This window comes from Pedobacter cryoconitis (genome assembly GCF_014200605.1).
Classification (GTDB): domain Bacteria; phylum Bacteroidota; class Bacteroidia; order Sphingobacteriales; family Sphingobacteriaceae; genus Pedobacter; species Pedobacter cryoconitis_B.
Genome location: NZ_JACHCE010000010.1, coordinates 71,878 through 87,047, shown reverse-complemented (window position 1 = coordinate 87,047; position 15,170 = coordinate 71,878). Strand labels below are relative to the sequence as shown.

General features: G+C 37.7%; 13 protein-coding genes. 7 read left to right on the top strand and 6 right to left on the bottom strand.

Going from position 1 to position 15,170, the window contains the following annotated elements:
- Positions 1-30 precede the first annotated feature (30 nt).
- From HDE68_RS22975 to HDE68_RS22960, 4 genes are all read right to left on the bottom strand, one after another.
- The gene (locus HDE68_RS22975) at positions 31-807 is read right to left on the bottom strand and encodes a LytR/AlgR family response regulator transcription factor (RefSeq protein ID WP_183884577.1); all 777 of its coding nucleotides are present in this window, start codon (positions 805-807) and stop codon (positions 31-33) included.
- Entirely contained in the window at positions 776-1,798 is a 1,023-nt protein-coding gene (locus HDE68_RS22970; RefSeq protein WP_183884576.1) for a sensor histidine kinase, read from the bottom strand. The genes HDE68_RS22975 and HDE68_RS22970 overlap by 32 nt, the downstream gene beginning before the upstream one ends.
- A gap of 1 nt (position 1,799) precedes the next feature.
- Positions 1,800-2,468, bottom strand: coding sequence for a hypothetical protein (locus HDE68_RS22965; RefSeq protein WP_183884575.1), 669 nt, complete (start codon positions 2,466-2,468; stop codon positions 1,800-1,802).
- A gap of 131 nt (positions 2,469-2,599) precedes the next feature.
- Positions 2,600-3,457, bottom strand: a complete 858-nt coding sequence (locus HDE68_RS22960; RefSeq protein WP_183884574.1) for a LysR family transcriptional regulator — start codon at positions 3,455-3,457, stop codon at positions 2,600-2,602.
- 142 nt (positions 3,458-3,599) lie between these two features.
- On the opposite strand from HDE68_RS22960, the gene HDE68_RS22955 reads away from it, so the two are divergent.
- Positions 3,600-4,574, top strand: a complete 975-nt coding sequence (locus HDE68_RS22955; RefSeq protein ID WP_183884573.1) for an alpha/beta fold hydrolase — start codon at positions 3,600-3,602, stop codon at positions 4,572-4,574.
- A gap of 88 nt (positions 4,575-4,662) precedes the next feature.
- On the opposite strand, the gene HDE68_RS22950 is transcribed toward HDE68_RS22955, so the two are convergent.
- Entirely contained in the window at positions 4,663-5,214 is a 552-nt protein-coding gene (locus HDE68_RS22950) for a ferritin (RefSeq protein ID WP_183884572.1), read from the bottom strand.
- A gap of 223 nt (positions 5,215-5,437) precedes the next feature.
- Here HDE68_RS22950 and HDE68_RS22945 point away from each other — a divergent pair, with 223 nt between their 5' ends.
- Complete coding sequence (locus tag HDE68_RS22945; RefSeq protein WP_183884571.1) at positions 5,438-6,511, top strand: acyltransferase family protein; 1,074 nt, start codon at positions 5,438-5,440, stop codon at positions 6,509-6,511.
- Between the two features lie 55 nt (positions 6,512-6,566).
- Here HDE68_RS22945 and HDE68_RS22940 read toward each other — a convergent pair whose 3' ends face one another.
- Positions 6,567-7,409: an SDR family NAD(P)-dependent oxidoreductase gene (locus HDE68_RS22940; RefSeq protein WP_183884570.1), complete on the bottom strand. Its 843-nt coding sequence runs from the start codon at positions 7,407-7,409 to the stop codon at positions 6,567-6,569.
- A 132-nt stretch (positions 7,410-7,541) separates the two neighbouring features.
- Here HDE68_RS22940 and HDE68_RS22935 point away from each other — a divergent pair, with 132 nt between their 5' ends.
- From HDE68_RS22935 to HDE68_RS22915, 5 genes are all read left to right on the top strand, one after another.
- A complete protein-coding gene (locus HDE68_RS22935) occupies positions 7,542-8,093 on the top strand; it encodes an RNA polymerase sigma factor (protein WP_183884569.1) in 552 nt (183 codons plus the stop codon).
- Between the two features lie 74 nt (positions 8,094-8,167).
- Complete coding sequence (locus HDE68_RS22930) at positions 8,168-9,268, top strand: FecR family protein (RefSeq protein WP_183884568.1); 1,101 nt, start codon at positions 8,168-8,170, stop codon at positions 9,266-9,268.
- Between the two features lie 47 nt (positions 9,269-9,315).
- Complete coding sequence (locus HDE68_RS22925) at positions 9,316-12,681, top strand: SusC/RagA family TonB-linked outer membrane protein (RefSeq protein ID WP_260171844.1); 3,366 nt, start codon at positions 9,316-9,318, stop codon at positions 12,679-12,681.
- Between the two features lie 10 nt (positions 12,682-12,691).
- Positions 12,692-14,071: a RagB/SusD family nutrient uptake outer membrane protein gene (locus HDE68_RS22920; protein WP_260171843.1), complete on the top strand. Its 1,380-nt coding sequence runs from the start codon at positions 12,692-12,694 to the stop codon at positions 14,069-14,071.
- Between the two features lie 65 nt (positions 14,072-14,136).
- Entirely contained in the window at positions 14,137-15,165 is a 1,029-nt protein-coding gene (locus tag HDE68_RS22915) for an isoaspartyl peptidase/L-asparaginase family protein (RefSeq protein WP_183884567.1), read from the top strand.
- Positions 15,166-15,170 lie beyond the last annotated feature (5 nt).

Sequence of the window (15,170 nt, the reverse complement as noted above, 5' to 3'; positions counted from 1 at the left end):
GCTAAATTATAAAAAAAGCGCAATTTTAAATCAATCAGGGATCAGTAATTTATCCCTGATTGATTCATAATAAGAATAGGCACTTTTTATCTTTGAATTTTTTGAATCATTCATGGTCAGTACATAAGTCCCTTTAAAATATTTATGAATCTCCTGAATCTTTAATTTGTTGATAATAAATCCCCTGTGGATACGAACAAATTGAGCAGGAAGGCGATCCTGAAGATAGGTAAGTGAATATTCAATCAGTTTTTCATCATCTCTGGTATGTATATAAACATACTTATCTTTTGCTTCCAGAAAACAGATGTCGGCAACCTGAACCAGGCTGATCTTATTCCCGGACTTTACGGGAATAGTACTGATTGCATTTTCCGGCTGATTGTCCTTGACTAAACTTTTGATCTTCAGCAGCAGATCACTATCATCTTTTTTATAGTCAATTACTCTTTTTATAGTTAAAGCCAGGCGCTCATTTTCTATGGGTTTGAGCAGGTAATCCAGTGAGTTCTTTTCAAAAGCCCTGATCGCATATTCTTCATAAGCAGTCACAAAAACAACTAATGGTATATATGTTAGGTGACTGAGTACTTCAAAGCCATTGAATTCCGGCATTTGAATGTCTAAAAAGACAAGGTCGGGTTTTTGAGTATTAATCAACTCAACGGCTGTTTTTCCATCTTTAGCTTCGCCAATAATTTTTATACACTGATGGGCCGATAACGCTGCTTTTAAACGGTGTATTGCTACGTCTTCATCATCAACCAGCAGGGTTTTAATTTCTTTTTGGTATAGTAAGGCGGACATATTTTTCGGGGGTATTATTAAACTCTAATTCAAAATCTGTTGAATAAAGTAACTGTAATTTGTTCATCACCATTTGCAAGCCCATTCCTGTACCTGGTTTATCTGAAAAATCCGAACCTGAATCGGCAATCTTTATGGATATGTTTTTATCATTTAAGGTGATCTTTATAGCAATAAAGCCATTTGCTGCACTGGTTTCTATACCATGTTTTACTGCATTTTCGACAAGAGGCTGCAAAACAAATGATGCGATCTGTAAATTTAAAGTTCCCGGATCTGCTTGTATAGTATAGGTCATTCGTTGATCATAACGTATATGCTGCATGTGGAGATAAGTTGTAATGATTTCAATTTCATCGGCTACCCTATGGAAATCTGCACTATTTTTATTTAAGGTGAACCTGAAGAATTTTGATAAAAGAATAATCATTTCTTCAGCTTTATGCGGATCTTTTGAGATCAGGCCAGCAATGGTATTATGTACATTGTACAAAAAATGCGGGTTTATTTTTGCTCTTAAAAGCTCTAACTGGAAAAGGGTTTGCTGCTGCTCTAATTGTAAAAGGCGGTATTGCTGACTTGATATTCTGGATTGAAGCATGTTTTTCCATTCTTCGCTAACATAAATGGGAATACCTGTGATCAGTACAATCAAACCATTTAGCATATAAATACTGCCTCCATTGAACCATTTATATTTTTGGTCAGACTGCAAAACTGAGCTGATCAAAAGAGTAAATTCAGAACCTGCTAAAGCTGCTATAATCAGAAAACCAATGATGATAACTACTTTCAAACCAGGTAATGCAGTGATATTTGTGAAATAATGTCTGTAATTTATAGCCAGCATCATTAATGAGCCAATACTTACACAGGAAAGCACAGAAATAAGTATTCGTACTGGTCTGTGATCATAGTAAAAATACAGATAGCTGCCAAAAGCTAATCCAATAAGAAAACTGATCAGTAAGGTTTTTATAATTTGGTGCATGTTAATCTACCTGGCGTAATATAGCAGTTCTTTTTGAAGCGTGCTGTTTAATTGTCATTCTCATGAAGATAGTGAAGATCAGCGTTATACCAATTACAGAGGGAAGGAATTGACTGTAAGGTTTATACTGAGGAAGAACTGTTCCGCTAAAAGCTGATGATATGGCTGCTAAAGCACTGATCATTTTATAAGTATGCTCATACGTTACAGCTTTTTTAAGCAGGCTGACAGGTAGAAATGCTCTGGAAAGATCATATATAGTGATCAGTAATAATGCCCCTATAGTGGAATAAATAATAACAGCAGGCCAGTATAATCCTAAAGTAATGATGAAATACAGATAATATAAAGCTGATAAAATCACTATGATTGGGATTACATAGTCAATGAGACGAGGTTTTTTACCTGCTAATCTGATGGTACGGATGCCGCTAAAACAATTATAGCCGCTAAGTAAAGTAATCACCAGCAAAAAGTTATTGCGCTTAAAAACGAATACACCTATTAAGCCAGTCAGGATAACCAGGACAATCATCCACATAAAATACTTGCCAAACCGGATATGCTTTTGACTTCCTTTATAAAATAGTGCAGCAGCTATACCGGCTATTAATGCTAGTGTCCCTGCAATTACATGGATAGTGATATTGATATGATGAATGATTTCCATAGTCAGATTTTGATTATATAATGATCAAATGAACGGACATCATGATAAATTAAAAATGGAAATCTGATGAATGCAGATATTTTCGGCTGAAATGGATTTTATGCTGCCCAGATCTAAAAAGATAGTTTAATTCAGGAATAAATTTCTGTAAATGCTTTGAGTAATTTGTCTTGCGTACGGTTTTTTCTGTAAATAAGAACGGTAGTAGAAGTTCCCAGCTCTTTACCTATAGCAAATGTTTTTAATTTTCTATTTTGATAATACTGTGCTATTAAGTCGGCAGGTAAGATCGTTATAGCCAGATCGGCCTCTACAAAATTGATTATTCCTTCCAGAGAATTGACTACAATATTTTTATAATTAACGATGCCTTTAAAACTAAGCCATGATTCTAATCTTGCCCGGTAATTACAACCCTGGTCAAATACAACAATTTTCACATTTTTATCATGTACTGCATCATTGATCTTAGCGTATTTGTTGGAGGTCACTATAACCAGCTGCTCTTCTTTGATCGTTTGCTGTGCTAGATCGGGTATAAAAACAGGAGCCATTACAAAAGCCGCATCCAGCTTATAATTAATTACATCATGGATTAAATTTGCAGACATATCTGCCCTGAATTCCAGTTCAATTTCCGGATAGGTTTCATTAAACTGATTAATCATATCAGGAGCTTTCAAGGCCAGTGTAGTCTCAATACAGCCAATCTTAAGATGACCAATGAGTTGTTTGCTTTGAGATAATTCCCGTTTTGCTTCCTCTATCAGATGCCCTACCTGCTTAAAATAATGCATTAATGTCTCTCCTGCAGCAGTCAGTTCAACTTTCCTTGACGTTCTGGTAAAAAGTGATACGGCAAATTCATCTTCCAGGCTTTTGATTCTGGCAGTTACATTAGACTGAACTGTAAACATAGCCCCGGCCGCTTTAGTGAAACTGCCATGTGCTGCTACAGCTTCGAATATTTTAAAGTCATTGGTGTTCATAAAATCATTTATTATGATTAATGATATCTCTATTAATCGTTATTAAAGATTAAATGTATGCATTACTTTTGATTTATTATTCAAATAGCTGTGAATCTGTAAGAGCTCGTGCAGATTTGTAACTAAATAAAATAAATGATCAATGAAAAGAAGCTATTTACACCTGATACTGACAGCATTGATTTTTTTGTCCGTCAGTCAGCTTTCAGGTCAGTCATTCAACCGGATTAATTCAACAAAAACAATTATGGAAACTAAAGATGTTCACTATCGTTATATTAAAGCAAATGGATTAAACATATTTTACCGGGAGGCCGGACCAAAAGATGCTCCGGTAGTTTTGCTGCTGCATGGTTATCCCACATCATCTTTTATGTTTAGGAATCTTATTCCCGTTTTAAGTGAGAAATATCATGTCATCGCACCAGATCTGCCAGGTTTTGGATATTCGGATGCGCCACCTCAGGATCAGTTTGAGTATACTTTTGATAACCTGACCAAAACCATGCAGTCTTTTATTGATGAGCTGGCTTTAAAACGTTTTGCAGTTTATGTTTTTGACTATGGCGCACCTGTTGGATTCAGATTAATGCTGGCTAATCCCGAAAAAATAACGGGCATCATTTCTCAAAATGGTAATGCTTATGAGCAGGGACTAAGTACCGGTTGGAATCCTATTCAAAAATACTGGCAGGATCCATCTGCTGAAAACCGCGATGCGCTGAAAGATTTTGTAGCTTTGAAGACTACTCAGTTCCAGTACTTTGAAGGTGTGAGTGATCCATCTTTAATCGCTCCTGAAACTTATACGCTGGACCAGCATTTTCTTGATCGTCCCGGAAATGTGGACATACAACTGGATTTATTAAAAGATTACAGGACAAACGTTGCACTTTATCCCGGTTTTCAGTCATATTTCAGGAAATACAAACCTCAGTTACTAGCCGTATGGGGTAGTGAAGACCCTTATTTTCTACCTGCAGGTGCAGAAGGTTATAAAAAAGATAACCCAAATGCAAAAGTGAAGTTTTATAAAACAGGGCATTTCGCATTGGAAACTCATGTGAAAGAAATCGGTACTGATATATTGGCTTTTTTAGCAAAGTTGCCTGAATAAGTCAGTTTTCATACTTTGTGAAATTTTCATGCTTTATAAAAAAACAAGGTGTACTGGTTTTAAGCATCAGGACACCTTGTTTATAATATTAAGGGTTCTCAGCAGTTTTTGTCTCTGCCAGTGAAGCCTCGTCCGGTGCTTTTTCTAAATCTCTGTCCAGTTCATACAACACATCGCCACTTGCATTTTTTCCACCGGCTATTTTAATTTTATCTAATAAGTTCATTGCTAATGTTTCTTCCTCAGTTTGTTCTTTGACAAACCATTGCAGGAAATGCCAGGTCGCCCAGTCGCCTTCGTCAAAACTTATTTTTACCAGTTTATAGATGGCATTTGTATTATCAATTTCTGATTGAAATACTTTTTCAAAACAATCCTGTATATCAGTTGGGTCCTGGGGTGGGGCAGGAATTGCCTCAACTTTTACTTTTGCGCCGCGTTTTAAAATATATTCCAGAAACTTCATCATGTGATTGCGTTCTTCACTGGCATGCCTGAAAAGGAAATTTGCAATTCCACCATAGCCCTCACTATCGGCCCATGCGCCGTAAGAAAGATATATCTGTGCTGCTGCGGCTTCTTTTGTCATTTGTGAGTTTAATCCATCACTCATTGTTTTTGAAAGGCGATTCGTATTCATAATTGTATTTTTACATTAATTATAAAATCTGTTATTAAATAGCAGGTGAGAACTGATCATGCTTAAAAAGAGTTTTTTCCAGTTTATGTTTCAACAACATAATTTGCTGTTAATGGTTTGATCTGTTTTTTAATCAGATTTAGATCAGTTCTTTAAGATTGATACGATTAGGTATTAAAAATAATACCTTTGAGTCCGCTCTAAAATAGTGGTCCGGCTAAAAATGAATACTAAGGTTAAACAACCCAGAGAACTTAATATTGAATTGTTGAGAATAGTCTTAATGGTTATGATTGTTTGCCATCACTTTTTAATGCGCGGCAGAGGGCTTCATTTATTGTATACCTCAGAAAGTACACATATCAATAATGATGCATTGCAAGGTCTTTTTATTGATAGTTTTCTGATCATGACAGTGAACTGCTTTATATTCATCTCAGGCTATTATGGGATAAAATTCAGGATAAAAACGATACTCAGCCTGTTAATACAGGCGATTACCTACAGTATCGGAATTGATATCATCTTTAATTTCTTTACGGGTGATACCTTATCTTTTGATTCAATCCTGAATGGGTTGCTGTCAGTTCCCAATGGACAATGGTGGTTTATTACTGCTTATTTCTTTCTATATCTGCTCAGTCCTTTTTTAAATCTGGCTAAGAAATATTTATCAAAATTCCAGTTTTTATACATTTTAGGTGTATTCACAATGATCAATTTTATCATTGGTTTTACCTTAGATCCTACACCTCTGGGGGTGCTGAATGGATATTCATTATTCAGCTTTATTTGTATTTATTTTTATGGACAGGCATTTAGTACCTACCTGAATTTTGAGAAAGGAAAGTTATTCTATTTGGGTCTGTATGTGATTTGCTCACTTTTGATCTTTGGAATGTTTTTTATGGGTTTGAAATATATAGGAGTTGGGATAGCATGGAGAGCATTTTCCTATAATAACCCTGTTGTTTTGATTTCGGCTGTTTCTTTCTTCTTTTTCTTTAAGAACCTTAAAATAAATTACAAAGTAATCTCCTTTTTCTCCTCTTCCGTATTAGCGATCTATCTAATACATGAGCATCCAAGATCTGCCGATTTTTTGACGGATAATTTAAATGCGGCTGCGGTTAATTATAAAATAGGCAGTGTATATATTACTTTATTTTTAATTGCTGTGTTATTGTTCTTAGGTGGTACACTGATAGAAAAAGTAAGGACAGCGGTTACTGAACCATTTTTGAACTATCTGATCAGGAAATCTGGCTGGGACAGGCTGGATGAAAAGATTATCTGATACTCCCGCCAAACAGGAAGATTTGACGGGAGGGCCAGACTGATCAGGCAAACCATCAGAAACCAGTCGAAGTGATCATTTCCTTAAGATTTTCAAGATCCCCTTTTACGGCATCCATTTTTGCATAAGCCAGATCATAAGCATCCTGACCTAAAAATAAATGTAAGGGTGGATTTTCTTCTGTTGCAACTTTAATAATTGCAGCCGCTGCTTTTTCAGGGTCACCTGCCTGGTTACCATCAATAAGATTCTGATGCTGATTTTGTACTTCACGAACTTCCTGGTACGCTTCAATCTGATTTTTAGGGACATTTAAAGAACCCGTAGAAAGAAAATTAGTACGGAAATATCCTGGTGAAACAATCGTAGCGTGGATACCAAAAGGTTTAGCTTCTGCTGCCAATGCTTCTGTAAAACCCTGTACTGCAAATTTTGTAGCGCAGTAAATTCCAAATCCAGGAAAATAGCCTGTAAAACCGCCGATAGAAGAGATATTGAATACGTGTCCGGACTGCTGTGCACGTAAATGTGGCATTACCTTACGGATTACATTTAAAGAGCCAAATACATTGATGTCAAAATTTCCTCTTGCTTCTTCATCGCTGAGTTCTTCCAGGCTGCCTGCAAGACCGTAACCTGCATTGTTAACCACAATATCAATACGGCCAAACTGACTGATTGCAGCTGTTACAGCCTGTCCAACGCTTTCTTCAGAACGAAGGTCAACGCTAAGTGGTAAGTAATTTTCAGATGGTTTTGCACCTGCGCCTTCGTTTAGTTCTTCTATGCTTCTGGAGGTAGCGGCCACCTGATGTCCCTGGTCCAGTAATTGTTTAATTAAGGTAAGTCCTAAACCTTTGGAGGCCCCGGTTACGAACCATACTTTCTGATTTTCCATAATATGTTTTTTTTGTACCACAAATGTATCCCGGATAGCAGGGCAGGTGTTTGCATAATTCAACCCATTAATTGCGAAATTCAAACCACTGAGATTTTATGTTACCATAAATGCCTATATTCAATTCGATTTATGCTACCCACAGAACAGGATAAGAAATATTGGGAACAGATGCGGCTTGGAGATAAGGACGCATTATTTGGGCTGTATAATAATCTGTATTTCCATCTGATCCGCTTTGGATTGAAGATTAACCCTGATGATGAGCTGGTCAAAGATTGCGTTAATCAGGTATTTTTGAACCTATGGGATAAAAGAGCAAGACTTAATCCGGTCGAAAATGTAAAGTCTTATCTGATGACTTCTTTAAGAAGGTGTATGCTGGACCAACTTGCTTATATTGACCGTACCAATGTTGCGGTAAATAAAATGGGTAATGGCGAGGTAATGAATGAGCTTTCTTACGAAGAGATCATGATTGGCTTACAGCAGGATGAAGAAATAAAGAATAAATTGCGGGTTGCAATCGCCCAGCTTACCCCAAGACAGTTTGAATTGATTCAGCTCAAATTCTTTGAGGGATTAAGTTATGAGCAGATTGCAGAACGAACCTCCCAAACCGTAAAAACTGCCTATAATACGGTTTATGATGCCATAAAAATGCTCCGGAAAATCCTTAAATAACCTCTCCGATAAAAAAAATCAGATTCTCTTAGGAAAAGTAAGAGATTTCTCTGTCTATAAGGTAAAAGAAGGATATGCAATTGCCGGAGAACGATTTTTTGATTGAAGAACTGATTTGTAATGACTCTTTTCAGCAGTATTGTCTTGGAACAAGTCTGGAAAATCATGTTTTTTGGGAAAATTGGATAAATAATTTGCCCGAAAGGGCTGTTGATATAGAAAATGCTAAAAAAATAGTCAATATCCTGACTGTTAAACAAGGCAGTAGGCTGCAGCAGGTCAAAGACCTGAAAAATGCATTTAAACAGAAAGAGGTTTTAAATCTTTTATTGAGTTCAGGTAACCACGAAAAAACTTTATATCAAAAAAGTAACAATTTTTATAAATATATGAGTCTTACAGCGGCTGCTGTTATTATTCTGGTATCTCTTTACTTTATTCAGCAGGCTTATTTACCTTCAAAAGATAACCTGTCTGTAAATACTTTAGCTGAAACACTTTTTTCTTCTGGTTCTGCCAGCAGAAAAACTGTAGTATTAACAGATGGTACTGTAATTACTTTAAATAAAAACAGCGAAATCAGGCTGTCCAGAAATTTTACTCCTGTTCAAAGAGAGATCTGGCTTAAAGGAGAAGCATTTTTTGAAGTCAAACATGATGCTGCACATCCTTTCACGGTACATACTTCGATGAATGATATTAAAGTATTGGGAACAAGCTTTAATGTAAAAGCTTATCCTCAATCAGCTATTATAGAAACTTCTTTAATTCGTGGCCGTGTACAGGTAGCCTCAAAAAAATACCCTGGATATACCGTTATACTGAAACCTGATCAGAAACTTTCCTATCGTAATATCCCTGCGGATAAAAATACAGCGCTTGAAAAGATATTCCTGGTCTCCTCAATGGATCATCAGCAAGAAAACCATCCATATGAAGAAATACAATGGGTGCGCAACCGGATGGTAATAGACAATGAACCCCTGGCTGAAATTGCCGGAAAGCTACAAAACTGGTATGGTATTGAAGTTTATATTGCCGATCAGGAAGTCAAAGATTATCGCTATTCCGGAACCTTTGAAAACGAGAGTATTGTTAAAATGCTCGAAGCATTACAAATCGCCTATCCATTTAAATTTAAAGCCGCACAAAACAGGATTACTATCAGTAAATAAAATCCAAACCACCAATAAATTTTTCTCCAAACCTTAAACTAACCAATATGATGAAAATTTTACTATTAGAGAAATCTGGTAAGTATTTGATTAGTAGCAGAATGCTGCTGCTGACAAAACTCACTGGCTTAATTTTACTGATCATGTGTATGCAGGTTTCTGCTTCTGGTTTTGCACAGCAGAAAATCAGCATTAGTGCAGACCATATGAGCATCAGAAGCTTGCTTAAAACTATTGAAAAGCAGACCGACTACCGTTTTGTTTATAGTGATCAGACTTTATCGAAAGATGAAAAAACTTCATTAAACCTGCATGAAGTTTCACTGGACGAAGCGATGAAGTCTATTTTAAAGGAAACCAGGCTCACCTACATACTCAAAGAGAGTAATCTTGTGGTTATTTATCCGGGCACAAAAGTGCAGAATGACGTGGTTATTTCAGGTCGTGTGACCGATGAAGCGGGGTTACCGTTGCCGGGTGTATCTGTTAAATTAAGCGGAACATCAATAGCTACGACTACAGATGGACAAGGCAGTTATGCGATCCGTGTACCTGATGCGGCTTCTGTACTTGAATTTTCTTATGTAGGCTTCATTAAACAAGCTATTCAGGCCAGTGGGAATACGATCAATGTGGTCTTGAAAAGTGATAATAGGAATTTGCAGGAGCTGGTAGTAACTGGCTATACAAATTATAAACGTACACAATCAGCAAGTGCTGCAACTTTAGTTACAGCAGATAAAATCAATGATGTTGCAGGTTTAACCTTTGATCAGATTTTACAGGGCCGGGTTGCAGGGATGAGTGTGATTTCAAGTTCTGGTCAGCCGGGACAAAGTGCTGCGGTTGTTATTCGTGGGGTTGGGAGTGTAAATGGCTCTTCTGCACCTCTGTACATTATGGATGGAACGCCGATTGAGGCTAGTTTTTTTCAAACGATCAATTCGGCAGATATTGAAAATGTAACCGTACTAAAAGATGCTTCTGCAAAAGCACTTTATGGATCAAGAGGTTCGAACGGGGTAATTGTCATTACCACTAAAAAGGGAAAAGTGGGTAAAATACAGGTGCAATACACTTCTCAATATGGTTTTTCAAAACTGACAGACCCTAAATTTACGATGATGAATACCGCGCAGCGTTTGTCGTTTGAAGAAGGTGTTGGATTGGATTTTGGAAGGGATCTTGGACCAGGATGGGCCTATTCACCAAAAAATCCGGATTATATTTCCGGCACAGCAAGTTTCAGACAAAGAGCAGATCATATTTTAGATAGTATCAGAAATATCAATATTGACTGGAGAAAAGAGTTTTATCAGCAAAGTAAATTCCAGGAACAACAGGTGAGCTTGAGCGGTGGAAATGAGAATGTGCGTTTCTATAACTCCCTGAACTATTATAAACAGGATGGGATTGCTAAACGTACTGGCTTAGAAAGATATGCTTTGAAAAGTAATCTTGATTTTAAAGCTGATAAATTCTCCGGAAACGTAAACCTGAATATTGGTTATTCTAACCAGAGCTTCACCGAAGGGGAAGGAAGCAGCAGGGGAGGAACTGCGATGTCGGCAGTTTACTACGCGCTTCCTTATGAAAATCCTTATGCTCCTGATGGTACTTTAATTCATCCGGGCAACCAGGACCAGTATTTTATAGCAGATCAGCGGGAAGGAAGTCAGGCACTGGAGCGTTTATTAAACTCATCAAGTAAAACGGATCAGCTGAAATCTATCATCGGCATTGCTTTGGCTTATCAAATTATACCTGAACTGAAAATTACAACCAGAGCTGGTATAGATTACAGGAACTCTACAGATCAGGCCTATATCAATCCTGACTCTTATTACGGATCTATCAGTAACTCGAATACTTTGGGTGGAAAAGGAAGATTTGATGAAGGCACACGTAGAAATTTTAATATCATTTCTACTTCCGGGTTGACTTATGCTAAAACATTTAATCAGAAACATGATTTTGAGGCTTCTGCTTTTTATGAATATGTCTATAATAATTACAATGCTTTTGGTTTTACTGGATTTGGTTTGGATGGTCGTTTGCCGGAAACCCCTGCGGGAATTACAAATAGTATCGATTATCTGCCTAATGTAGGTGGTTCAAAAACCAGCAGTGCACTGGCTTCGCTGATGAGTGTGGCCAGATATACTTATGATAGTAAATATACGTTAACCGGAAGTTACCGCTATGATGGCTCTACAAAGGTAGCCCCGCAAAATAAATGGCATGGCTTTTACTCTGTAGGGGCGAACTGGAATGCTAAAAATGAAGACTTTTTGAAAAGCAGTACGCTGATTTCAGATCTGAGTTTCAGAGTAAGTTACGGTACCTCTGCCAGTCCTTTTGGCTCGGGAGACTTCTTGTATCTGCCAACTTATGGTGCAAATGCAAGTTATGGAGGTAAACCTGGAATTATTCCGCTTTCGGCCGGTAATCCAAATTTTGACTGGGAATATGTCAATGAATTCAATACAGGTTTTGAGCTGACGTTATTTCAAAGCCGCAGATTACGTCTGTCTGCTGATTATTATTATAAGGTAACTAATAACATGTTCATTGATCAGCCGCCCTCTGCTACAGCTGGTTTTCCTTTACTGAGTTTAAGTACCGGAAAAATGAGAAACAGAGGGGTAGAATTTGATCTGAGCGGAGATATTTTAAAAACCAGGGATTTTACCTGGACTGTTGGTGTGAATGCAGGTTACAATAAAAATGTAGTACTCCATGTAACTGATGTGGCTGATTCTTATCCTGATGGCGATACACGGATCTTAAAAGTCGGCTTGCCTTATGGATCTTACTATGCGCCGCAATGGGCAGGTGTAAATCCGCAGACTGGTGAAGCACAATATTATAATCCTGATGGGAGTATTACCACAACTTATAATTCAAATACACAGAGCGTAGCTAAATCAGGAAGTTTGTACCCTTCATTTACAGGTGGTTTTAATACCAGTTTAAGCTGGAAAGGGATTACTGCCAGTGCTTTGTTTTCTTTTGTATCGGGTGTTTCCCGTTGGAATAATGAAGATTTTTATAATGAAAATCAGCGTTATGCAACCAGTAATCAATCGATCAGAATGTTAGATGACCGCTGGATGAAACCTGGTGATGTGAAAACGTTACAACGGTTTGATATCCCAAGAAATTTTACTTCTAAAGATATCCAGGACGCTTCGTTCCTGAGATTAAGAAATGTAAATATCAGTTATACCTTACCTAAAGCCCTGATTGAAAAAATAAAAGTGGTCAGCAACTTAAAGATTTTTGTACAGGGTCAGAATCTGGTGACCTGGACAAAATGGCGTGGACTGGATCCTGAAAATAATGGTGTTTCAGGTCTTTTCCAATACCCCAATGCAAGAACCTATACCGCTGGAATTAGTATTAACTTCTAAACTTAAGACGATGACTAAGAATATAAAATATACGTGGATACTTTCGCTGCTAATTCTCTTTTCTTCCTGTAGCAAGCTGGATTTAAAGCCTACTGATACCATAGATGCGGAGAAAGCCTACCGGAATATGAATGATATTAATTTAGGGTTGACCGGGGTGTATGCCCAACTGGATTATGCACTTGTAGGCATAAATGCGATCATATCTGATGAAGTTATGCTGCCTGCAGAAAATACAGTGAGTAATACAGATGCGCACAGGTGGCTTTATACAGCTGATAACGGATCTGTTACGGCTCCTTATTATTCGTATTATGTAGCCATTGACAGGACAAACAGGGTTTTGGCAGGATTGGATAAGATTACTGTAGCGGCAGCTGATGTAGCGACCAGGGATCGTTACCGTGGTGAACTTCTGGCTTTAAGAGCATTTTGTCATTTCGAATTGCTGAGGATGTATGGTTCAGCTTATCAGAGTGGTGCTTTAGGGGTCCCTTATATGAAAGCTTCTGTGATTAGTTATCCTGCAAGAGACCGTTTTGAAGTTGTGGCGGCTGATGCTAAGGCAGATCTTTTAGCTGCTAAAGCATTGATCCCTTCATCTTTTGATGATAAAACCAGGGTGACAAAAATTGCTGTATCGGCCATGCAGGCAAGATTGGCATTATATGAGAAAAACTGGACAGAAGCAATCACTTATGCTTCGGAAGTGATCAGTTCAATGCCATTGGCAACTGCTGATCAATTTCCTGATATCTGGACGGATGCTAATGATCAGGAGGTAATCTGGAAACTGAAAAGAGTAGGGGATGATGAAAAGATTGGTGATCTGTTTTACCGTCAGGCTTCAAAAATAGTTTTATATGCACCTTCTTTCAAATTGATTAATTCCTTTGATCAGGTGAATGATATACGTTATAAAGCTTACATTAAATTTGATAATACAAGAGGAGAAAAAAAATCGGCTTATCTGGTTAATAAATATCCGGGCACGGCATTAGCTCCCGGGCTGGCTGATATTAAAATGTTCCGGACAGGTGAAATGTATCTGATCAAAGCGGAAGCCGAAGCTGAAAGCACAGGTGATGCTGCGGGAGATTTAAATGCTTTACGTGCGGCCAGGATTAAGGATTATGTTCCGGTAGTTTTTGCAGGTAAGGATGATTTAATTAATGCTGTTTATACAGAACGCTTTAAGGAATTAGCTTTTGAAGGTCATCGTTTCTTTGATTTGAAACGTAGAAATCTGCCTGTACAAAGATTACCTGAAGATGCGATAAATACCTCTGGTGCAATCAGGTTATTACCAACCCAGGCTCAATATTCGCTTCCTATACCGGCACTGGAGATCTCTGTAAACAAAAACACGGTTCAAAATCCTAATTATTAATATTGTCGTTATCTTTCTTAAAGATAATTTAAAACCAAATTTCAACTCAAATAAAACGAACCAAAATGATGAATAAGAACCTAAAAACAATAGCCGTATTTCTTTTATGTTTTGCAGCGAATATAACTTATGGACAACAAAAATATGTAATGGTAATTCATGGAGGGGCAGGAACGATTACCAGGAAAAATATGAGCGCTGAAAAAGAAGCTGCTTATGTTGCTGCACTAACCAAAGCGTTACAAACCGGATATGACGTTTTGAAAGCAGGAAAGACAAGTTTAGATGCTGTTGAGGCTACTATACATGTGATGGAAGATTCTCCATTATTTAATGCAGGCAAGGGGGCAGTGTTTACTCATGCTGGAAAAAATGAAATGGACGCTGCTATTATGGATGGTAAAACACTGATGGCTGGTGCTGTTGCAGGCGTAACTACGATTAAAAACCCTATTTCTGCTGCAAGAGCAGTAATGGAAAAATCTGAACATGTAATGATGGTAGGCCCGGGAGCAGAGTTATTTGCTAAACAGGCTGGTGTTGAGATTGTCAATCCTAAATATTTCTATACTAAAGAACGCTGGGATGGCTTACAGCAGGCTATTAAAGAGGATTCAACAAAAGCTGTTCTGGATCACGGAAATAAAAAATCAATGAAACTGGGTACTATAAATCATGATTATAAATTCGGTACTGTCGGTGCTGTCGCTTTGGATAAATCAGGGAATCTTGCTGCTGGTACTTCTACTGGCGGAATGACGAATAAGAAATATGGCCGTGTTGGTGATTCACCAATTATTGGAGCGGGTACTTATGCAAATAATCTGACCGCTGGTATTTCTTGTACCGGCTGGGGCGAGTTTTATATCCGTAATGTAGTGGCCCATGACATTTCGGCTATGATGGAATATAAAAATTTGTCAGTTACCGACGCAGCTCAGGCGGTACTGGATAAAGTCGGAAAAATGGGTGGTGACGGTGGTCTGATTGCTATGGATGCAAAAGGTAATGTAACCATGCCATTTAATACTGAAGGAATGTACAGAGGAACGGTTACAGCAGATGGTAAAATTGAAGTGTTAATCTATAAATAGCAGGC

Coding starts and splice junctions, on each gene's coding strand:
- HDE68_RS22975 (WP_183884577.1), bottom strand. CDS start 807: ATGTCCGCCTTACTATACCAAAAAGAAATTAAAACCCTGCTGGTTGAT.
- HDE68_RS22970 (WP_183884576.1), bottom strand. CDS start 1,798: ATGCACCAAATTATAAAAACCTTACTGATCAGTTTTCTTATTGGATTA.
- HDE68_RS22965 (WP_183884575.1), bottom strand. CDS start 2,468: ATGGAAATCATTCATCATATCAATATCACTATCCATGTAATTGCAGGG.
- HDE68_RS22960 (WP_183884574.1), bottom strand. CDS start 3,457: ATGAACACCAATGACTTTAAAATATTCGAAGCTGTAGCAGCACATGGC.
- HDE68_RS22955 (WP_183884573.1), top strand. CDS start 3,600: ATGAAAAGAAGCTATTTACACCTGATACTGACAGCATTGATTTTTTTG.
- HDE68_RS22950 (WP_183884572.1), bottom strand. CDS start 5,214: ATGAATACGAATCGCCTTTCAAAAACAATGAGTGATGGATTAAACTCA.
- HDE68_RS22945 (WP_183884571.1), top strand. CDS start 5,438: ATGAATACTAAGGTTAAACAACCCAGAGAACTTAATATTGAATTGTTG.
- HDE68_RS22940 (WP_183884570.1), bottom strand. CDS start 7,409: ATGGAAAATCAGAAAGTATGGTTCGTAACCGGGGCCTCCAAAGGTTTA.
- HDE68_RS22935 (WP_183884569.1), top strand. CDS start 7,542: ATGCTACCCACAGAACAGGATAAGAAATATTGGGAACAGATGCGGCTT.
- HDE68_RS22930 (WP_183884568.1), top strand. CDS start 8,168: ATGCAATTGCCGGAGAACGATTTTTTGATTGAAGAACTGATTTGTAAT.
- HDE68_RS22925 (WP_260171844.1), top strand. CDS start 9,316: ATGATGAAAATTTTACTATTAGAGAAATCTGGTAAGTATTTGATTAGT.
- HDE68_RS22920 (WP_260171843.1), top strand. CDS start 12,692: ATGACTAAGAATATAAAATATACGTGGATACTTTCGCTGCTAATTCTC.
- HDE68_RS22915 (WP_183884567.1), top strand. CDS start 14,137: ATGATGAATAAGAACCTAAAAACAATAGCCGTATTTCTTTTATGTTTT.